The sequence below is a fragment of the Stenotrophomonas sp. STK17_22 genome (assembly GCF_051983905.1).
In the GTDB taxonomy this organism is placed as follows: domain Bacteria; phylum Pseudomonadota; class Gammaproteobacteria; order Xanthomonadales; family Xanthomonadaceae; genus Stenotrophomonas; species Stenotrophomonas maltophilia_A.
On record NZ_CP197010.1, the window covers coordinates 774,718 to 793,196 of the forward strand.

Here is an 18,479-nt window from a genome sequence, read left to right on the forward strand (position 1 = left end):
GCGGCGGGTAGAATGGGGTTCGATCCCGGCCCGGATGCGGGCCCGCAGCAGGAGATTCGCATGCAATACCGTCGCCTGGGCTCCACCGGCCTGCCGATTTCCGCCTTGTCCTTCGGCGCCTGGGTGACCTTCGGCGACCAGGTCCCGCGCGATGAGGCCCGCAACCTGGTGGCCGCCGCCTGGGATCATGGCGTCAACTTCTTCGACAACGCCGAGGGTTATGCCAACGGCCGTGCCGAACAGGTCATGGGCGACGTGATCACCGACCTGCGCCTGCCGCGCGACGGTTTCTGCGTGTCCAGCAAGGTGTTCTTCGGCAGTGCCAAGGACCCGCGGCCGACCCAGCGCGGCTTGTCGCGCAAGCACGTGACCGACGCCTGCCATGCCGCGCTCAAGCGCCTGAGGGTGGACTACCTGGACCTTTATTACTGCCACCGCCCGGATCCGGACGCGCCGATCGCCGAGACCGTGCACGCCATGGATACCCTGGTACGGCAGGGCAAGATCCTCTACTGGGGCACCTCGGAGTGGTCGGCGGCGCAGATCCAGCAGGCGCTGGACATCGCCGAGGCGCGCAACCTGCAGGGCCCGTCGATGGAGCAGCCGCAGTACAACCTGTTACACCGCGAGCGGGTCGAGGTCGAGTACGCGCCGCTGTATGCGGGTGCCGGCCTGGGCACCACCATCTTCTCGCCGCTCGCCTCGGGCCTGCTCACTGGCAAGTACGACCAGGGCATCCCGGCCGATGCGCGGCTGGGGCGGGAAGGCATGGAGTGGTTGCAGGGCCTGGTGCTGGGGGCCGACGCCGGGGCCCGCCTGGGCCAGGTGCGGCGCTTCAGCGAGGTGGCACGCGCGCTCGGCCATGCCCCGGCCACGCTGGCCATCGCCTGGTGCCTGCGCAACCCGAACGTTTCCAGCGTGATCCTCGGCGCAAGCCGGGTCAGCCAGCTGCTGCAGAACCTGCAGGCACTGGACGTGCTGGAGCAGGTCGACGCGGCCGGCTGGGCCCAGGTCGAAGCCGTCTTCGCCTGACAACCCTTTGGAGAGTCGAGCCACGCTCGACTCCAGGTTGGTCGGGCCTTTGTAGAGTCGAGCCATGCTCGACTCCGCACGTAGCGCGGGCATTTCCAGGCGACGGCGCGAGAGCAGTCGAGCGTGGCTCGACTCTACAAAAGCCGTGTGCCCCCACCTTTCAATATATGAAATCTATCGAATTTCAGAATTCGATCATTAATCTCATCAATCAAATTGAGAATGGTTGTTGATTGTCAACTGAGAATCATTATCATTTAACTCGTCCCTCGCACGAGTCCAGATGCTCATGAATGCTCAACCTGTACTGCTGCGCCCCGAAACGCTGACCCTCCGCGATCGACCGGTCCGCGTCGTTCCGCCGGAAGAGGTCATCGACAGCGAAGCCCTGCTCAAGGGCCGTCGTGAAATCCTGATCCAGCACGGCGACCGCTTCTATCGCCTGCGGCACACCAGCAACGACAAGCTGATCCTGACCAAGTAATCGCGGCCTGGTCGCCCGCCTCCCTCCCTCCTGCCGGCAGCGCCGACAGGGTGGGCGACCCGTCCGCTCCCGCTCTCTCCCCCTCGGTCTACCGCGTGCACCTTCCGGGTGTGCCGGTAACCGGGGGTTCCCCTGCCTGACCGAACGAACCCGATGACCCGCCATACCGCCCTGTGTCTTGCTGTCTGGATGGCGTTGCCGCTGTCCGCCCACGCTGCTGCCACCGCCGCCCCTGATGCGCGCGAATTCGATCGGGTGCAGGTCACCGCCACCCGCACCGAGCGGGCCGTGAGTGACGTGGCGGCCACCGTGGACGTCATCGACCGCGAGCAGATGGACCGGCACCTGGTGCAGGACATCAAGGATCTGGTGCGCTACGAGCCGGGCCTGTCGGTCACCCGCAGCGCGACCCGCTTCGGCCTGGATGGTTTCCGCATCCGTGGCCTGGACGGCAACCGTGTGCGCATCCAGACCGATGGCATCGTCATGCCGACCCGGTTCGACATCGGTTCGTTCGCCAGTTCCAACCGCAACTTCACCGACCTCGATACGCTCAAGCGCGTGGAGATCGTGCGCGGCCCGGCCAGCTCGCTGTACGGCTCCGATGCACTGGGCGGCGTGGTGGCGTTCGTCACCAAGGACCCGGCCGACTACCTCAAGGACGGCAAGAACAGCTACTTCGGCCTGAAGTTCGGCTACGACGGTGAGTGGAAGGGCCTGCTCGGCGGTGCCACCGCCGCCTTTGGTGGCGACCACTGGAGCGGCCTGGTCAACGTCAACCACCACCAAGGCCAGGAAACGGACAGCAAGGGCACGGTGCGCAGCGACAACGACACCCGTACGGCGTCCAATCCGCAGGACCGCGACGGCCGCAGCCTGCTCAGCAAGCTGGTCTACGCACCGAGCGAAGACCAGCGCTTCCGCCTGACCGTGGAAGGCAACGAAGACACCACCGATACCAATGTGTTGTCGGCGATTGCCAGCGTTGCACCGCGCCCCGGCGCGATGGCTGCGGCTACTGGCATGAAGTCCCACGACACGCAGAAGCGTACCCGCGTGTCCTTTGCCCACGAAATGGATGCGCTGGACCAGCCGTTCGCCGACAGCCTGCATTGGCAGGTGTATGCGCAGAACAGCGAAACGCGGCAGCAGACCGACGAGACCCGCACCGACGGCAGCCGCCGTCACCGCGTGTTCTCCTTCGACCAGCATGCCTTTGGCCTGCAGGCGCAGTTCAACAAGGCGTTCAGCACCGGCAGCGTCGAGCACGCATTGACCTACGGCTTCGAAGGCACCCGTACCGAGATCCGCCAGAAGCGCGACGGCTACCAGGTCAACCGTGCCGGTGTGGTCAGCAACACCGTTACCCCCGACACCTTCCCGGTGCGTGACTTCCCGATCAGCAAGACCACCGAGTTGGGCCTGTACGCGCAGGATGAAATGCGCCTGGCCGACGGCAAGCTGTCGCTGGTGCCGGGCGTGCGCGTGGACCGTTACGAGCTGAAGCCGGAAGTGGACAGCATCTTCGCCGAAGACAACCCGACCACGGCCGTGGCGCAGCTGAAGAAGACCAGCGTGTCGCCGAAGCTGGGCATGGTCTGGCGCTTCACCGACCAGTGGTCGCTGTTCGCCGGCTATGCGCGTGGCTTCCGTTCGCCGCCGTACAACGACGTCAACATCGGCCTGACCAACGTGGCCTTCGGCTACACCGCCATCGCCAACCCGGACCTGAAGCCGGAAACCAGCGACGGCTACGAGCTTGGCCTGCGCTTCATCGCGCCGGCGGCGTACGTCAGCGTCAGTGGCTACTACAACGACTACAAGGATTTCATCGAGTCCAACGTCGATACCGGCCGCAACGCACAGGGTTTGACCGTGTTCCAGTCGCAGAACATCGCCGACGCGCGCATCTATGGTGCGGAAATGAAGGCCGGCATCGAATTCGGTGAGCTCAGTCCGGCGCTGAAGGGCTGGGCGCTGCGCAGTGCGTTGGCCTGGTCGCGTGGTGACAACCGGACCGATGACGAACCGCTGGCCTCGGTCGATCCGTTGCGTGGCACGCTGGGCCTGATGTACGACACCGATACATGGGGAGTCGAACTGGCCGGCACCTTCGTGCAGCGCAAGAAGCGCCTGCCGCCGCCTGCTGCGCAGACCAATCCGAACGCACCGGCGCCGTTCGTCTACCAGCCGGCCGGCTACGGCGTGCTGGACCTGATGGCGCACTGGAACTTCGCACCGGGTGCGACCTTCAATGTCGGCGTGTTCAACCTGGCCGACAAGCGCTACATCGAATGGTCGTCCATCACGCCGAGCCTGATCACCAATCGCGCACTGAGCGATCGTTTCAGCAGCCCGGGCCGCACCTTCTCCGCCAGCCTTGCCGTTTCCTGGTGACCTCATGAGCCGAGCACTGTCCGCACGCAGGAATGACTCCATCGCCGCGCCGCACAGCGCGGCCTGGCCGACCCCGGCACAGCTGGCCACGCTCGGCACCGTGCTGTGCCTGTACCACGCCGACGGCAACGAGCTGGGCGGCTGGCGCCAGGCCGTACGCGTGCATGCCTGCCAGGGCGTGGACAGCGAAGGCCTGCGCGAAAGCCTGTGCTTCCTCGATGGCCGCGGCCGCTGCGTGTGGCGCCTGTACCTGCTGCCGGACAGCGACTTCCTGGCCTGGGACCGGCTGGTGGCTGCGCTGCCGCCGGGGCCCGAGCACGACAGCGATGGCAGCGTCGGCGAACGCCTGTGGCGGCGCCTGGCCGGTCATCTGGGTGGCCAGCGCTGGCGCCTGTGCGCGCTGCGCCTGCATGCCGCCGACGATGGCCGCACGCTGGCCGCCAGTCTGTCGACCCTGTCCTCGCTGGGCGCAGCCACCGCGCGCCGCATTGCACGGCTGGAAGGTGCCGAAGGCGAGCTGGCAATCGACGATTGCTGCTGTGCCGATGCCGCGCGGCGTCCGGCGCCGCGAATTCCCGGCGACCTGCCGCTGATCCGCCTGTGACCCACTCCTGATGGAACGCCTGTCGGCCACGGACGGCCTCTCAACGCATCTGCAACCCCGAAGGAAGACCCCGATGAAGCTCCAGACAGCCAGCGCCCTGCTTGTGCTCGCCGCCAGCGGCGTGGCCAGCGCGCAGCCCTCCGATATCGCCCGTGACCACGACAGCATCCTTGCCATGCAGGGTGAGTACACCGTGGACTTCGCCTTCGACGAGACCGTGCTGCTGAAGCCGGGCTACGAGCGCGCGCCGGCGATGCGCAGCGGCGGCAGCGAAGTGGTCATCGTGGTCGAAGACACGCCGAAGCGCATCGTGCTGCAGCACCTGCTGCTGGACGAGAAGAGCGGCCACATCACCAAGCACTGGCGCCAGGACTGGGTGTACGAAGCACCGAACCGTTTCGAGTTCAGTGCCGACCAGACCTGGAAGGTGCGCAGCATTCCGGCGGCGGTGAACCAGGGCGCCTGGACCCAGTGCGTATACGAAGTGAGCGACGCACCGCGCTATTGCGGCACCGGCACCTGGACCTACACCAACAACGTGCCGAGCTGGACCAGCGACCTGAGCTGGCGTCCGCTGCCGCGCCGCGAGTACACCAAGCGCAGTGACTACAACGCGCTGGCCGTGATCAACCGCCACACGCTGACCCCGAACGGCTGGACCCACGAGCAGTTCAACACCAAGGTGCAGCGCAACGCCGATGGCAGCCAGGTGGAGACCGCCCGCGAGTTCGGCTTCAACGACTACGTGAAGACCACCGAGGTCGACTTCACCCCGGCGCGCAACTACTGGAAGGCCACCGCCGGATACTGGGCCAAGGTGCGCCAGCGCTGGGATGGCTTCCTCGGCCAGGCCCCGGGGGTGCACCTGAAGACCAAGATCGACGGCATGGCGATGATCATCCCGATGTTCACCCAGGCCGAAGAGATCCAGGCCGGCAAGAAGGTGAAGGACAAGCAGATCGACGACGTGTTCGCCAAGTACGTGGAAAAGGCCCAGTAAGTCGAGCCCTGCTCGACTCATGGCGCAGATCCTCTGGTCAGGTGCAGCGCCGCGTATCCGCTTCTGGTAGGTGCCGAGCTTGCTCGGCACGCTCTTCGCCGGCGATTGCACGTGGCATCCATGCTCGGGGTCGCGTTACATGGCGCCTGATGCGTATCGCTTTGACGTAATTCGCCACATTCTCTCGAAACCTCCGCTCGGAGGTTGGGTGTGCGATAGGGTGGCTGCCCACGCCGCCCTTGATCATCCCACCGATGAAGCTCTCCGACCTCTGTAGTCAACTGTTGTCCGGCGAAGCCTGTGACGACATCGACAGTTTCCATCTCGAAATCGACGACTTCGAGGAGGTGGAACTTGTCTCGCGCTTGAGTCGGATTGATGGAGTGCTGGAGCGCCTTGGGCCTCGATGGACCTCGGCCTATCTGCTCAGTCTCTGCAGTCACGTGCTTTCAACAGTCCGCATTTCCGGTCGTGCACGTGATTCAGCCGATGCGAAGATGTTCCTCGCATTGAGCTTCACCGACTTCGAGCTGCACGCGCAAGAGGGCATCCTGCTTCCAAGCGTCTTCTATTATCCAGGCCCCGAAGGGGTTGCGTTCGGGAGCCACCGTCGGCACGAATCCGACAGGGCGGCTTCGGCTGAAATCGACATCGTGCGCTCCGTGTTCGAAGATGCTGGCATGCTCGCTGGATTTCGCTTCTGCGAGAGCCGCACTGATGGTCCTCCAGGTCACGACGTGGTTCGTGTCCTTGCGATTCCATTGCTCGAAAATGAGGTTCGCTGATGCTCGTGGAAGAGCGCCAGTTGTTCGAAACGTACCTGTCCGATCCGCAGTTCATGATCGTCTCGAACAGCATTTCCTCGACGCGTTCACGGCCGGCATCCAGACGGCCAATCTGCGTGCTGAAGACTTCCGCAGCCCGCATTACAACGTGTTCTTCGTCGATGGTACGAAAGACCGCGAAGCCAACCCCATTTTCTCCGCCAAGCATCTGATCAGCGGCAACATCGTCCGTATCGTCATTTTCGAAAGCCCTCCGGACTACACCGAAGTCCACAACCGGGTAGGGGATGACAATGCCAAGGACGAGCTCTGCGTGTTCACAGCGCTTTCGGGAATGCAGCGTGCGATGGATACGACCGTGGCTTGGGCAAAGCAGCAGGCGTTGTGAGCCGCATCCACGCATGGCGTGGATCTACCAACCCCTGCTTCCGGTAGGTGCCGAGCTTGCTTGGTAGGCTCTTCGCCGGTGATCGCACACCGCATCCACGCGTGATGTGGATGTGCCGTGCCGGATATCTGCTCCTGGTAGGTGCCGAGCTTGCTCGGCACGCTCTCCATCGGTGATCGCACGCTGCATCCACGCCATGCGTGGATGCGGTGCACTCAAGACGCCTTCTCGCCCAAGGTGGTCAGGTCCAGCCCGGCGTCCTGGAACGCACGCAAGGTGGCCTGCAGGCTGGCCTCGTCATCGCGGGTGCGGACGCCCATGACAGCTTGGTGGCAACGCACTCGATCCGTGCTGCAGGCGCTACGGTCCGGCAGCAGCAGCGCGGTCTGTGCGACGAGGATCGCCATGTGCGCCACTTCCTTTCTCGGCTTCGGTTGGCCCCGGTAGAACCGGTCGAACTCAGCACGCAGGTCGGCCACCACGCCGGCATCGCTGCGCGTGCGTGACACGCTGGCCGGAACCAGATAGGTCGGGTGGCCCTCGAGGAAGGCTTGCGCTTCATCAGCCAGCACCGTTTCCAGCACGAAGGCCTGCACCGCGTCAGGAACATAGCCCTCCGCCGCGCGGGCGCCTGCGGGTAGCACCGCGGTGAGCAGCGGGGAACTGGCCAGAAGGATGCGCAGACAGAGGCTGTATTTCATCTTCATTCCTTGAACCTCGGGAGCGCGGGAGCAACGTTCCGCGCTTCCGGACGATCTGATCGGGTGGGGCGCGCAGCATAGCGCCCCCCCGAGCGTGTCACGATCGCGTCAGGCTTCGCGCAGGGCCAGTGCCGGTGGCGTATGCAGGATCGCGCGCGTACCCCACCAGCCTGCCAGCAGGCTCAAGCCGATGCCGACCACGCCGCCGATCAGCAGGCCCGGCCACGGCGGCAGCAACGGCAGTTCGAACACCTTCTGCGAGACCGCCACGCCGATCGCAGCGGCCGCGCCCACCGCCAGCAACGCGGCCAGCGTGCCCAGCGTACCGAATTCCACCAGCACCGCGCCACGCAGCTGGCGACGGGTCGCGCCCAGCGTGCGCAGCACCGCGCTGTCGTAGCGCCGTTCGCCCGCCGTGGCCTGCAGCGCGGCCAGCAGTACCAGCACGCCGGCCAGCAGACTGAACACCATCACCAGCTGCACCGCCTGTGCCACCCGTTCCATCACATCGCGCACCTGCGAGATCACCGCATCCACGTCCAGCAACGACAGGTTCGGCTGCGCGCGTACCAGCTCGCCCAGTCCGGCGGCCTTGCCGGCCGGTAGATGGAATGCCGACAGCAGGTTGTGTGGCGTATCGCCCACCGCATTCGGGTTCAGCAGCACGAAGAAGTTCGGACGGAAAGTGTTCCAGTCGGCCTTGCGCACGCTGGTGACAGTGAACTCGCGTTCCTGCTCGCCCACCGCAATGGTGATGCGGTCGCCGGGATGCACGCCGTAGCGCTTGGCCCAGCCGATTTCCACCGAGGCTTCGGCGGCGGTGCTGTCTGCCTTCCAGAAGGTGCCGTTGACCAGTGTGTTGGCCGGCGGGAAGCTGCTGCGCCAGCTGAAGTTCAACGGCCGGTTCTCGTCGTCGTCATCGCGCTGGCCTTCGCCCTGTGCCGGCTGCCCGTTCTGCTCAGGCGAGCGGTCCACGCGCAGCGGCGGCTTGCCGTTGATCGCGATCAGGCGGCCAGTGGCCATCGGTTCGATGCTGGCGTCGTTGGCGCCCAGTCCACGCAGTGCGGCCAGCACGCTGTCGCGCTGTTCGGGCTGGATGTTGATCAGGAAGTAGTTCGGCGTATCCGCGGGCAGTCGCTCGCGCCACTGCTGCAGCAGGCCGGGGCCGGTCACCGCCAGCAGCAACAGCGCGCACAGCGACAGCGACAGCCCCACCAGCTGCATCACCGCCAGCATCCGGCGCCGGGTCAGCGCGGCCAGTCCCAGCCGCCAGTGGCCATGCAGGCGGTGCTGCAGGCCGCGCAGCAGCTGCAGCAGCACGAAGCCGACCACGCCGGCCGCCACCGCCAGCGCGGCCAACCCGCCCAGCACCCACAGCGCCAGCTTGAGATCACCGGTGACCTGCACCGCCAGCAGCAGGCTGGCCGCCAGGGCAGCCACGTAGGCCAGCAGCGAGGCCGGCGGCAGGGCGGCGAAGGAACGGTTGAGCACCCGCATCGGCGGCACCCCGCGCAGGCGCAGCAGCGGCGGCAGGCCGAAGCCGAACAGCAGCAACAGCCCGATGCCGGCACCGGTCAGCGCAGGCATTGCCTCGGGCAGCGGCAGGCGCTGCGGCACCAGGCTGCCCAGCACCTGCACCAGGCCTTCCTGCGCCGCCATGCCCAGGCCGATGCCGAGTGCGCAGGCCGGCACCGCCAGCATCAGCAGCTGCAGTGCCAGACCGGACAGGATGTCGCGCTGGCGCGCGCCCAGGCAGCGCAGGATCGCCACCTGGTCGATGCGGCGCAGGGCGAAGCGGTTCGCCGCCAGCGCCGTGGCAACACCGGCCAGCAATACCGCCAGCAGCGCGCTGAGGCCGAGGAAGCGCCCGGCCAGGTCGAACGCCTGGCGCACGCCACGCTGGGTGTCGTCCACACTCAGCAGGCGCAGGCCCTTCACCTGCGGCAGCAGCCATTGCCGAAGTGCCGCGATCGGTTCTGCTGCTCCGGCGAACATCAGCCGGTAGTTGATGCGGCTACCCGGACCGAGCAGGCCGGTGCCTTCCACATCGGCGCGGTTGACCAGCAGGGTGGGGGAAAGCGTAAGCAGGTCGCCGCCGGTATCCGGCTCGGCCTCGATGATGCCGGCGATGCGCAGCGTGCCAGCGCCGAATTCAAGGTCGTCACCGGCCTTCAGTCCCAGCCCCTGGAGAAGGCGTGGGTCGGCATAGGCCTGGCCTTTGGCCGGCATGCCGGCGTTGTCGATCAGGGCGCCCCCGGGCGTGGCCCGCACCCGCAGCGTGCCACGCAGCGGATAGCCCGCCTGCACCGCCTTGATGCTGGCCATCTGGCTGGCATCACCGTTGAAGAGCACGCTGCCGAAGCTGGCGATACGGGTGTAGGCCAGTCCGCGCCGCTGCGCCTCGTCGGCGAACGCCTGCGGCGGGTCATCGCGCCCGGCGATGCCGAGGTCGCCGCCTAGCATTTCCGCTGCGCTGCCGGTCAGTGCCAGGTTGACCCGGTTCACCAGCGTGCCGACTGCGGTCATCACCGCCACGCCCAGCACCAGCGCGGCGAACACGGTCAGCAGGTCGCCGGCCAGCGCCTCGCGGCGCAGCGCGCGCCACGCGTGTTGCAGCAGGTTCATGCCTGCGCCCCACGCTCGACCGGCAGCAGGCGGCCGTCGTCGATGCGGTGGATGTACTGGCAACGCTGGGCCAGGCGCAGGTCGTGAGTGACCAGCACCAGGGTGGTGCCGCTGCCGGCGTTGAGTTCGAACAGCAGGTCGCTGATGTGCTGGCCGGTGGCGTGGTCCAGCGAGCCGGTCGGTTCGTCGGCGAACAGAATGCGCGGGCGGGTGACGAAGGCACGTGCCAGTGCCACGCGCTGCTGCTCGCCGCCCGACAACTGGCGCGGATAGTGGCGGGCGCGATGGGCCAGGCCGACCTGGGCCAGCACTTCTTCGACCCGCGCCCGGTCTTCGCGCCCGGCCAGTTCCAGCGGCAGCGCGACATTCTCGGCGGCGGTCAGTGCCGGCAGCAGATGGAAGCTCTGGAACACGAAGCCGACTTCACGCGCGCGCAGCTGGGCGCGGGCCTCCTCGTCCAGCGCCGCCAGGTCCTGGCCGGCCAGCGCGATGCGGCCGCGGCTGGGCAGGTCCAGCCCGGCCAGCAGGCCGAGCAGGGTGGTCTTGCCGGAACCGGAGGCGCCGACGATGGCCGCGCTGGTCCCTTCATGGACGGTCAGGGTGATGTTGTCCAGTATGTGGACTTCACCCTCCGGGCCCTGCACGGATTTGCCGACCCGGTCGACGGCGATGGCAACGGACGCGCTGCGGGGGGACAGGCTGTCGATGAGGAGACTCCAATGCGCAAGACGGGATGGAGCCGGCGAGCCGGCGTGATGATGGTGCTGCTGCTAGGGTTCCTGCTGCTGCCCGGGCTGGCGTGTGCCAAAGGTCCGGCTGGCACCGTGCTGGTGCTCGGCGACAGCCTCAGTGCTGCCCACAATATCCCTGCCGACGCCGGCTGGGTGAGCCTGCTGCAGCAGCGGGTCACGCAGCAGTCGAAAACGCCGGCGCGCATCGTCAACGCCAGCATGAGCGGGGAGACCACCGCTGGCGCGCTGACCCGCCTGCCCGGCCTGCTGGCGAAGGAAAAGCCGACCGTGGTGGTGATTGCCCTCGGCGGCAATGACGCACTGCGCGGGCTGACCCCGGCGCAGGTGCAGGGCAACCTGGAAAAGATGGTGCAGGCCAGCCAGAAGGCCGGTGCCAAGGTGCTGCTGCTGGGCATCGACGTGCCGCCCAATTACGGGCCAGCCTATCGCCAGCGCCTTGCGGCGGCCTACAAGGCGCTGGCCACGCAGTACAAGTTGCCGCTGCTGCCCTTCCTGCTGGAGGGCGTGGCCCTGCAGCCGGGCATGATGCAGGCCGACGGCCTGCACCCGACCGCACAGGCGCAGCCGAAGGTGCTGGACAACGTCTGGCCGCTGCTCAGACCGCTGCTCTGAACCGTTTGTTTACCTCTTGACGGAACTTCACATCGCGTCCACCGTCGATCCGGCATGTTTCACAAAGCTGAAGTTAGAGGGAATCACATGCGTCAGACGAAGGAGACCTCCGGCTTGGTGCTGGTGGTCGAAGACAACCGCAACATCTCCGAGATGATCGGGGAATACCTGGAAGGTCGCGGCTTCGAAGTCGACTATGCACAGGACGGCCTGGATGGCTACCGCCTTGCGGCGGAGAACAGCTATGACGTCGTGGTGCTCGACTTGATGTTGCCGCGCCTGGATGGCATCGAAGTGTGCCGTCGCCTGCGCAACGATGCGCGCAAGTCCACCCCGGTGCTGATGCTCACGGCACGCGACACGCTGGACGACAAGCTCACCGGCCTCGGTTTCGGCGCCGATGACTACCTGACCAAGCCGTTCGCGATCCAGGAGCTGGAAGCCCGCCTGCGCGCGCTGATCCGCCGCGAGCGTCGCCAGGTCGGTTCGGAAGTGCTGAAGGTCGCCGACCTGGTGCTCGATCCGGTCAGCATGCGTGCCACCCGTGCCGGTACCGAGCTGCAGCTGTCGCCGATCGGCCTGCGCCTGCTGACCATCCTGATGCGCGAATCGCCGCGCGTGGTCACCCGCCAGGAGATCGAACGCGAGATCTGGGGCAACGGCCTGCCGGATTCGGACACCCTGCGCAGCCACCTGTACAACCTGCGCAAGATCATCGACAAGCCGTTCGACCGTCCGCTGCTGCATACCGTGCAGAGTGCCGGCTACCGCATTGCCGACATCGCCCAGCCGATGGCCTGAGCAGGCCCGCGCCGGTGCAGCCGCAGGCCGGGCCGGGCTGCGGCCAGGCACAAGGGCAGGGGATGACCGTCCGGCAGTGCCGCCGGTCATCGCCCGTGCATCCCAACGGCGCGGTGCGCTGCCTATAATCGCAGCGCTCTGACCGGGACCCCGCAATGCCGCACGGCCTGCCGCGCAAGATCCGTATCGCTTTCATCCTGCAGGCAGTGCTGGCCAGCCTGGGCATCCTGCTCGGTGCGTGGCTGGTTTCGCTGGTGATCAAGCACAGCCTGGTCGGCGCCGCCCTGCGCGAGGAGGCGGCGTACTTCTGGACGCTGCACGAGGCCTCGCCGGTGCAGCCGCCACCCAACACCCAGAACATCCGTGGCTACCTGCTGGAAAGCGGGCAGTCGGCCCTGTCGTTGCCGGCCAATCTGCGCAACCTGGAGCCCGGCTTCCACGAACTGCCCAAGGACGACCAGCTGGTGCTGGTCGATGTGCGCCCGGCCGGCCGCCTCTACCTGGTATTCCTGCGTTCGCGTGCGGAGATGCTGGCGTTCTGGTTCGGCATCGTGCCGGTGCTGCTGACCCTGCTGGCGGTGTATGGCGCCAGTTGGGTCACCTATCGTGCGTCCAAGCGCCTGGTATCGCCGGTGAACTGGCTGGCGCGGCGCGTCTCGCGCTGGGACCCGGGCCACCCGGAGGCGGCCGACCTGGAGCCGAACAAGCTGCCGGCGGACATGCAGGGCGAGACCCGCCAGCTGGCGGCCGCACTGCATTCGCTGGCCAACCGGGTCAGCGCGCACGTGGCGCGCGAGCGCAATTTCACCCGCGATGCCAGCCATGAACTGCGCACACCGCTGACCGTCATCCGCGTGGCCAGCGACATGGCGCTGGGCGATGACAGCCTGGAGCCGCGCCTGCGCCGCAGCCTGCAGCGCATCCAGCGTGCCGGCCGTGACATGGAGGCGGTGATCGATGCCTTCCTGATCCTGGCCCGCGAGGCCGACGTCGAACCCCAGGTCGAGCTGTTCGACGTCAATGACATCGTCCGCTACGAAGTGGACAACGCCAACGAACTGCTGGGTACGCGCCCGGTGTCGGTGCATCTGCACAGCGATGGCCCGGTGCAGCTGCATGCGCCGCCGCGGGTGCTGCAGGTGGTGGTCAGCAACCTGGTGCGCAACGCGTGCAGTTACACCGATGAGGGGCGCATCGACGTGCATGTGCACAACGATCGGGTTGTGGTGCGCGATACCGGTATCGGCATGTCGGCCGACGCACTGTCGCGGGCCTTCGAGCCGTTCTACCGCGCCGAGCCGAGCCGCCCGCAGGGCACCGGCCTGGGCCTGTCGATCGTGCGCCGGCTGTGCGATCGCTTTGGCTGGAAGGTCAGCCTGGCCAGCGAGCCGGGTCAGGGCACCGAGGCCACGGTGATCTTCCGGTAGAGGGCTTTTGCCGGGCTGCGCCCGGCACCCGCCGAGGCGACATCAACATCAAAAGCGGGCATTCCGTGAAATGGCGGGGCGGTGTGGGTTTGCAGGACACGCCGTAAACCCGTCCATGGGGGCTCGATGGCGCCATCCATGGCGCCAACGGTCCTGCAAACCCACACCGCCCCGCCTTCGACAGTTTCCCGCGATCCGCAGTAGATCCACGCCATGCGTGGATGGGGTTGCTCAGTTGCACTTCACCTTCGGCGCCAGCGCCTTGGTCCAGATCGCATAGCCGGCCGGGGTCATGTGCAGCATGTCCTCGCGGAACAGCGACGCATCCGGCTGGCCGTCGGCGCCCAGCATCGGCGTGTAGACGTCGGTGAAGCCGGTATTGGGCAGCTTGGCCAGCGCGGCCTTGATCAGCGTGTTGGCCTCGTTGATCGCCGGCAGCAGGTGCGCGCGCGACGGGCTTGGCTTGATCGACAGGTACTCCACCTTCGTCTTCGGCAGGTCGCGATGCACGCGCTGCACGAAGGCAACCACATCGTCGCGCACCTGCACGGCGCTGCGGCCGCTGTTGAGGTCGTTGTCGCCGGCGTAGAAGAACACCTTGCATGGCGCATACGGCACCACGATGCGGCCGGCGTACCAGGTGCTGTCGCGGACTTCCGAGCCGCCGAAGCCGCGGTTGAACACCGGCTGGCCGGGGAAGTCGGTGGCCAGGCTCTCCCAGAAGCGAATCGAGGAGCTGCCGATGAACTCGATGCCACCACGCGGCGGCGGGCTGGCCTGGTCGGCGCTGGCGAAGTGGGCCATGTCGCCGGCCCAGGCCACGTTGGAGACCTGCTCGGGCACGCGCGGCGGCTTGGCCGGGCTCAGCGCCTGGGCCAGGGGGGCGGCGGTCAGCAGGCCCAGCATCAGCAGGCAGGTACGGCGACGGGACATCAGGCGCTCCAGCAGGGAAGGGGAAAGCCATCATAGAAGCTGGGGCGGGCCGGGGCTTGCCCCTGGCAGTCCATTCACCGGGCCGGTGCCGGGATGCGGCTGGCGGCCTTGTGGCAAAATGGCGGCCATCTGCCTATCCCTGTGCACCCATGATTCCCTGCCGTGCGTCTGAGCGGTCGCTGCGCCGCGCCCCTGTTGCTGGATGTTCCACCCGTGGCTGATCAGTTCGGCCATCTGCCCCGCGGCCCGCGCCGCATCTTCCAGGCCGCGCGCTGGTCCTGGCAGGGCCTGCGCGCCGCCTGGCTGCATGAGTCCTCGTTCCGGCTGGAGGTCTACCTGCTGATCCTGCTGACCCCGGTCGCGGTCTGGTTGGGCCAGACCCCGGTCGAGCGTGCGCTGCTGATCGGCTCGATGCTGCTGGTGCTGGCGATGGAACTGGCCAACTCGGCCATCGAGGCGGTGATCGAACGTTACGGCAGCGAGATCCACGAGCTGGCCGGCCGCGCCAAGGACATGGGTTCGGCGGCAGTGTTCGTGCTGATGATGAACGTGCTTCTGTGCTGGGCGCTGGTCGTGGTCCCGCATGCAATGGCCGGCAATTACGGCTGATCCCCATTCCCCCACTGCCCTGAAGAGTTTCCATGTCCTTTGAGTTCCTCGCCGACCCCAATGCCTGGGTGACCCTGTTCACCCTGAGCGCACTGGAAATCGTGCTCGGCATCGACAACCTGGTGTTCATTTCCATCGCGGTCAGCAAGCTGCCGGAAGAGCGTCGCCCGTTCGCGCGCAAGCTCGGCATCGCCGTGGCCTGCATCACCCGCATCGCCCTGCTGGTGTCGCTGGCCTATCTGGCGCACATGTCCGCCAACCTGTTCACCGTGGCTGGTATGGGCATCTCCATCCGCGACCTGGTGCTGATCGTCGGTGGCCTGTTCCTGATCATCAAGGGCTACATGGAGATCAAGGAGCTGATCACCGGTGGCGAAGACGAGAACCCGGCCACCAGCAAGGCCTCGGGTGTATTCGGCATGGTCATCCTGCAGATCGCCATCATCGACATCGTGTTCTCGCTGGACTCGGTGATCACCGCCGTCGGCATCGCCGATCACATCCCGGTGATGGTCGCCGCCATCCTGCTGTCGGTGCTGGTGATGCTGCTGGCCGCCAACCCGCTGGGCCGCTTCATCGACGCAAACCCGACCGTGAAGATGCTGGCACTGGCCTTCATCCTGCTGATCGGTGCGGTGCTGATCCTGGATGGCCTGGACGTGCACGTGCCCAAGCCCTACATCTATGCGGCCATGGGTTTCTCGGTGCTGGTGGAATGGCTGAACCTGCTGATGCGCCGCCGCGCACGCGATCACCACGTGCCGGGTGCTGGCGACTGGTAAGCAGATCACAGGCAAATGTGTGTCCCAGAACCCCCGGCCAGCGCCGGGGGTTCTGCGTTATGGGACCCATTGGGCTCGCCGGGCCATGCCCGGCGGGGAGGTTCCCGCCAGCTGTGAATTGGGGTCAACAGTGTTTTCCCGGGGCGAGGCTTAATCCGGGCCGACAAAGCGCGCAGGCTACGCGCTCTTTTCCAGGACCTGCCCCACGCAGGATGACCCCATGAACTCCAGAGCCGCCTTGTTGGCCCTTGCCGTCGGCGCCTTCGCCATCGGCACCACTGAATTCGCGCCGATGGGCCTGCTGCCTGTCATTGCCGACGGCGTCGGCGTGAACATTCCAACCGCCGGCATGCTGATCACCGCCTATGCCGTGGGCGTGATGCTGGGCGCGCCGGTGATGACCCTGCTGATGGGACGGTTTGGCAAGCGCACCGCGCTGATGCTGCTGATGTCGATCTTCGTGGTCGGCAACCTGCTCTCGGCACTGGCCCCGAACTACGGCCTGCTGTTGCTGTCGCGTCTGGTCACCAGCCTCAATCACGGTGCCTTCTTCGGCATCGGTGCGGTGGTTGCCGCCAGCCTGGTGCCGAAGGACAAGCAGGCTGCCGCCGTGGCCACCATGTTCATGGGCCTGACCATCGCCAACATCGGCGGTGTGCCGTTGGCCACCTGGGTGGGCCAGCAGCTCGGCTGGCGCCTGTCCTTCGCCGGTACTGCGGTGCTGGGCCTGGTCGCGATCACCGCGCTCGGCCTCGCACTGCCGGCATCCGCGCCGGGGCCGCGCCCGGACGTGCGCCGCGAACTGAGAGCGATCCTGCAGCCGCAGGTGCTGCTGGCGATGGCTACCACCGTGCTTGGCGCCGGCGCGATGTTCACCCTCTACACCTACGTGGCGCCGGTGCTGACCGAGCTGACCGGTGCCTCCAACGCCTTCATCGCGATGTCGCTGGCGCTGATCGGCATCGGCTTCACCTTCGGCAACGGCATCGGCGGGCGCATGGCCGACTGGTCGCTGGATGGCGCCACCCGCATCCTGCTGGCGGTCCTGGCCGTGTTGATGTTCGTGCTGCCGCTGGCCTTCATGAATCACGCCACGGCGGCGCTGGGCGTGCTGCTGTTCGGCGCGGCGACTTTCGCCATCGTGCCGCCGTTGCAGATCCGAGTGATGCAGGCGGCCAGCGAGGCGCCGGGACTGGCGTCGTCGATCAACGTCGGTGCGTTCAACCTGGGCAATGCCGTGGGTGCGGCGCTGGGCGGTGCGGTGATCAGTTCGGGCCTGGGCTACGCCGCGATTCCGGTGGCCGGTGGCCTGCTGGCGGCCTCGGGGTTGCTGCTGGCATGGCTGGGGCGTCCGCGCACTGCGGTGGCCGAGGCTTGCTGAGGAGTGTTGGATTCCGGCAGGGCTTGCAGCCCTGCACCCGCCGAATCAACGTCAACGTCAACGGCAAAAGCCTGCATTCCGTGGGTTGGCGGGGTGGGTCCGGTTGAGGGGGACGCTGCAAGTACGTCCATGTAAGCTCGGTCGCCGCATCCATGCGGCTCACGCCCCCTCAACCGGACCCACCCCGCCTTCGACAGATTCCCGCGGTCTGTCGGAACGTCGTTCTGCTTTGGCAGGTGTCGACCTTGGTCGACACGAATGCCTGAAGAACCGGCTTTTGCTTTTGCTTTTGCTTTTTTCTGATCTTTCCCGCGGTGGCAGGAAATTGTCCCTGGTCGGGAGGGTGGGTTGGCTGGGGGCGTGAGCCGCATGGATGCGGCGATCGAGCTTACATGGACGTACTTGCAGCGCCCCCCAGCCAACCCACCCTCCCGGCCAACCACAGAGAGCCCGCCAACCACCGCGGAGGGGGCGGCGCCCGATGGCCGGTCTTTCACCCGAACCATGGCATGCTCGGCGCCAAGCCCACCCGGAACCTCCGCCATGCGCCTGTTCACCCGTGTCCTGCCCCTGATGCTGTTGGCCTCCCTGCTCTCCGGCTGCGGCTACAACGCCATCCAGCAGAAGGATGAAGCGGTCAAGGCCAGCTGGTCGGAGGTCATCAACCAGTACAAGCGCCGCGCCGACCTGGTGCCCAACCTGGTGCAGACCGTGAAGGGCTTCGCCAGCCAGGAAGAGCGCGTGCTGACCGAAGTCACCAACGCCCGTTCGCGCGTCGGCCAGATCAACGTCAACGCCGACGACGAAGCCTCGCTCAAGCAGTTCCAGCAGGCCCAGGGCGAACTTGGCAGCGCGCTGTCGCGGCTGCTGGTGGTCACCGAGAACTATCCGGAACTGAAGTCCAACCAGAACTTCCGCGACCTGCAGGCGCAGCTGGAAGGTACCGAGAACCGGGTCACCGTCGCCCGCGGCCGCTACATCCAGCAGGTGCAGGACTACAACACCTACATCCGCTCGTTCCCGCAGGTGATCACCGCCAAGATCTTCGGTTACAAGACCAAGCCGAACTTCACGGTGGACAACGAAGCGCAGATCTCCAACGCGCCGGCGGTCGATTTCGGCAACGCGCCGCAGCAGCAGCCGGCACCGCAGCCGGGTCACTGACC

Annotated in this window: 18 protein-coding genes; 14 read left to right on the forward strand and 4 right to left on the reverse strand. The window is 66.7% G+C overall.

Annotation, left to right across the window (positions count from 1 at the left end):
- The first annotated feature begins 60 nt into the window (after positions 1-60).
- From ACSYS9_RS03420 to ACSYS9_RS03450, 7 genes are all read left to right on the forward strand, one after another.
- Positions 61-1,032: an aldo/keto reductase gene (locus tag ACSYS9_RS03420; protein WP_049461583.1), complete on the forward strand. Its 972-nt coding sequence runs from the start codon at positions 61-63 to the stop codon at positions 1,030-1,032.
- Between the two features lie 289 nt (positions 1,033-1,321).
- Positions 1,322-1,516 carry a hemin uptake protein HemP gene (gene hemP / locus ACSYS9_RS03425; protein ID WP_005412278.1) on the forward strand — a complete coding sequence of 65 codons (195 nt, stop codon included), beginning with the start codon at positions 1,322-1,324 and terminating at the stop codon, positions 1,514-1,516.
- 153 nt (positions 1,517-1,669) lie between these two features.
- On the forward strand, positions 1,670-3,913 hold the full coding sequence (locus ACSYS9_RS03430; protein WP_349675293.1) for a TonB-dependent hemoglobin/transferrin/lactoferrin family receptor: 2,244 nt from the start codon (positions 1,670-1,672) through the stop codon (positions 3,911-3,913).
- A gap of 4 nt (positions 3,914-3,917) precedes the next feature.
- On the forward strand, positions 3,918-4,517 hold the full coding sequence (locus tag ACSYS9_RS03435) for a hypothetical protein (RefSeq protein ID WP_032129934.1): 600 nt from the start codon (positions 3,918-3,920) through the stop codon (positions 4,515-4,517).
- 73 nt (positions 4,518-4,590) lie between these two features.
- Positions 4,591-5,517 carry a DUF6607 family protein gene (locus tag ACSYS9_RS03440; RefSeq protein ID WP_049461580.1) on the forward strand — a complete coding sequence of 309 codons (927 nt, stop codon included), beginning with the start codon at positions 4,591-4,593 and terminating at the stop codon, positions 5,515-5,517.
- A 254-nt stretch (positions 5,518-5,771) separates the two neighbouring features.
- The gene (locus ACSYS9_RS03445; RefSeq protein ID WP_049461579.1) at positions 5,772-6,302 is read left to right on the forward strand and encodes a hypothetical protein; all 531 of its coding nucleotides are present in this window, start codon (positions 5,772-5,774) and stop codon (positions 6,300-6,302) included.
- The gene (locus tag ACSYS9_RS03450; RefSeq protein WP_143048246.1) at positions 6,289-6,690 is read left to right on the forward strand and encodes a hypothetical protein; all 402 of its coding nucleotides are present in this window, start codon (positions 6,289-6,291) and stop codon (positions 6,688-6,690) included. The genes ACSYS9_RS03445 and ACSYS9_RS03450 overlap by 14 nt, the downstream gene beginning before the upstream one ends.
- Positions 6,691-6,905: 215 nt before the next feature.
- Here ACSYS9_RS03450 and ACSYS9_RS03455 read toward each other — a convergent pair whose 3' ends face one another.
- The 3 genes from ACSYS9_RS03455 to ACSYS9_RS03465 form a co-directional block, all read right to left on the reverse strand.
- On the reverse strand, positions 6,906-7,391 hold the full coding sequence (locus ACSYS9_RS03455) for a hypothetical protein (protein ID WP_228355089.1): 486 nt from the start codon (positions 7,389-7,391) through the stop codon (positions 6,906-6,908).
- 108 nt (positions 7,392-7,499) lie between these two features.
- The gene (locus ACSYS9_RS03460) at positions 7,500-10,016 is read right to left on the reverse strand and encodes an ABC transporter permease (RefSeq protein ID WP_049461576.1); all 2,517 of its coding nucleotides are present in this window, start codon (positions 10,014-10,016) and stop codon (positions 7,500-7,502) included.
- Positions 10,013-10,660, reverse strand: a complete 648-nt coding sequence (locus ACSYS9_RS03465; protein WP_049461575.1) for an ABC transporter ATP-binding protein — start codon at positions 10,658-10,660, stop codon at positions 10,013-10,015. The genes ACSYS9_RS03460 and ACSYS9_RS03465 overlap by 4 nt, the downstream gene beginning before the upstream one ends.
- Positions 10,661-10,735: 75 nt before the next feature.
- Here ACSYS9_RS03465 and ACSYS9_RS03470 point away from each other — a divergent pair, with 75 nt between their 5' ends.
- The 3 genes from ACSYS9_RS03470 to ACSYS9_RS03480 all read left to right on the forward strand — a co-directional run bounded on the left by ACSYS9_RS03470 (position 10,736) and on the right by ACSYS9_RS03480 (position 13,608).
- Positions 10,736-11,380, forward strand: a complete 645-nt coding sequence (locus ACSYS9_RS03470) for an arylesterase (RefSeq protein ID WP_049461574.1) — start codon at positions 10,736-10,738, stop codon at positions 11,378-11,380.
- Between the two features lie 87 nt (positions 11,381-11,467).
- Positions 11,468-12,181, forward strand: a complete 714-nt coding sequence (locus ACSYS9_RS03475; RefSeq protein ID WP_002811889.1) for a response regulator transcription factor — start codon at positions 11,468-11,470, stop codon at positions 12,179-12,181.
- Positions 12,182-12,336: 155 nt separating this feature from the next.
- A complete protein-coding gene (locus ACSYS9_RS03480; RefSeq protein ID WP_032129926.1) occupies positions 12,337-13,608 on the forward strand; it encodes a sensor histidine kinase in 1,272 nt (423 codons plus the stop codon).
- Positions 13,609-13,839: 231 nt separating this feature from the next.
- Here ACSYS9_RS03480 and ACSYS9_RS03485 read toward each other — a convergent pair whose 3' ends face one another.
- On the reverse strand, positions 13,840-14,541 hold the full coding sequence (locus ACSYS9_RS03485) for an SGNH/GDSL hydrolase family protein (RefSeq protein ID WP_049461812.1): 702 nt from the start codon (positions 14,539-14,541) through the stop codon (positions 13,840-13,842).
- 213 nt (positions 14,542-14,754) lie between these two features.
- Here ACSYS9_RS03485 and ACSYS9_RS03490 point away from each other — a divergent pair, with 213 nt between their 5' ends.
- From ACSYS9_RS03490 to ACSYS9_RS03505, 4 genes are all read left to right on the forward strand, one after another.
- Positions 14,755-15,150 carry a diacylglycerol kinase gene (locus ACSYS9_RS03490; protein WP_032129924.1) on the forward strand — a complete coding sequence of 132 codons (396 nt, stop codon included), beginning with the start codon at positions 14,755-14,757 and terminating at the stop codon, positions 15,148-15,150.
- 32 nt (positions 15,151-15,182) lie between these two features.
- Complete coding sequence (locus ACSYS9_RS03495; RefSeq protein WP_004144462.1) at positions 15,183-15,932, forward strand: TerC family protein; 750 nt, start codon at positions 15,183-15,185, stop codon at positions 15,930-15,932.
- Between the two features lie 220 nt (positions 15,933-16,152).
- Positions 16,153-17,313 carry an MFS transporter gene (locus tag ACSYS9_RS03500; protein WP_032129923.1) on the forward strand — a complete coding sequence of 387 codons (1,161 nt, stop codon included), beginning with the start codon at positions 16,153-16,155 and terminating at the stop codon, positions 17,311-17,313.
- A gap of 543 nt (positions 17,314-17,856) precedes the next feature.
- Positions 17,857-18,477, forward strand: a complete 621-nt coding sequence (locus tag ACSYS9_RS03505; RefSeq protein WP_049460899.1) for a LemA family protein — start codon at positions 17,857-17,859, stop codon at positions 18,475-18,477.
- The last annotated feature ends 2 nt before the right edge of the window (positions 18,478-18,479 follow it).

Bases quoted from the DNA above. Each gene is read 5' to 3' on its own strand.
- ACSYS9_RS03420 (WP_049461583.1), top strand. From the start codon at position 61: ATGCAATACCGTCGCCTGGGCTCCACCGGCCTGCCGATTTCCGCCTTG.
- hemP (WP_005412278.1), top strand. From the start codon at position 1,322: ATGAATGCTCAACCTGTACTGCTGCGCCCCGAAACGCTGACCCTCCGC.
- ACSYS9_RS03430 (WP_349675293.1), top strand. From the start codon at position 1,670: ATGACCCGCCATACCGCCCTGTGTCTTGCTGTCTGGATGGCGTTGCCG.
- ACSYS9_RS03435 (WP_032129934.1), top strand. From the start codon at position 3,918: ATGAGCCGAGCACTGTCCGCACGCAGGAATGACTCCATCGCCGCGCCG.
- ACSYS9_RS03440 (WP_049461580.1), top strand. From the start codon at position 4,591: ATGAAGCTCCAGACAGCCAGCGCCCTGCTTGTGCTCGCCGCCAGCGGC.
- ACSYS9_RS03445 (WP_049461579.1), top strand. From the start codon at position 5,772: ATGAAGCTCTCCGACCTCTGTAGTCAACTGTTGTCCGGCGAAGCCTGT.
- ACSYS9_RS03450 (WP_143048246.1), top strand. From the start codon at position 6,289: ATGAGGTTCGCTGATGCTCGTGGAAGAGCGCCAGTTGTTCGAAACGTA.
- ACSYS9_RS03455 (WP_228355089.1), bottom strand. From the start codon at position 7,391: ATGAAATACAGCCTCTGTCTGCGCATCCTTCTGGCCAGTTCCCCGCTG.
- ACSYS9_RS03460 (WP_049461576.1), bottom strand. From the start codon at position 10,016: ATGAACCTGCTGCAACACGCGTGGCGCGCGCTGCGCCGCGAGGCGCTG.
- ACSYS9_RS03470 (WP_049461574.1), top strand. From the start codon at position 10,736: ATGCGCAAGACGGGATGGAGCCGGCGAGCCGGCGTGATGATGGTGCTG.
- ACSYS9_RS03475 (WP_002811889.1), top strand. From the start codon at position 11,468: ATGCGTCAGACGAAGGAGACCTCCGGCTTGGTGCTGGTGGTCGAAGAC.
- ACSYS9_RS03480 (WP_032129926.1), top strand. From the start codon at position 12,337: ATGCCGCACGGCCTGCCGCGCAAGATCCGTATCGCTTTCATCCTGCAG.
- ACSYS9_RS03485 (WP_049461812.1), bottom strand. From the start codon at position 14,541: ATGTCCCGTCGCCGTACCTGCCTGCTGATGCTGGGCCTGCTGACCGCC.
- ACSYS9_RS03495 (WP_004144462.1), top strand. From the start codon at position 15,183: ATGTCCTTTGAGTTCCTCGCCGACCCCAATGCCTGGGTGACCCTGTTC.
- ACSYS9_RS03500 (WP_032129923.1), top strand. From the start codon at position 16,153: ATGAACTCCAGAGCCGCCTTGTTGGCCCTTGCCGTCGGCGCCTTCGCC.
- ACSYS9_RS03505 (WP_049460899.1), top strand. From the start codon at position 17,857: ATGCGCCTGTTCACCCGTGTCCTGCCCCTGATGCTGTTGGCCTCCCTG.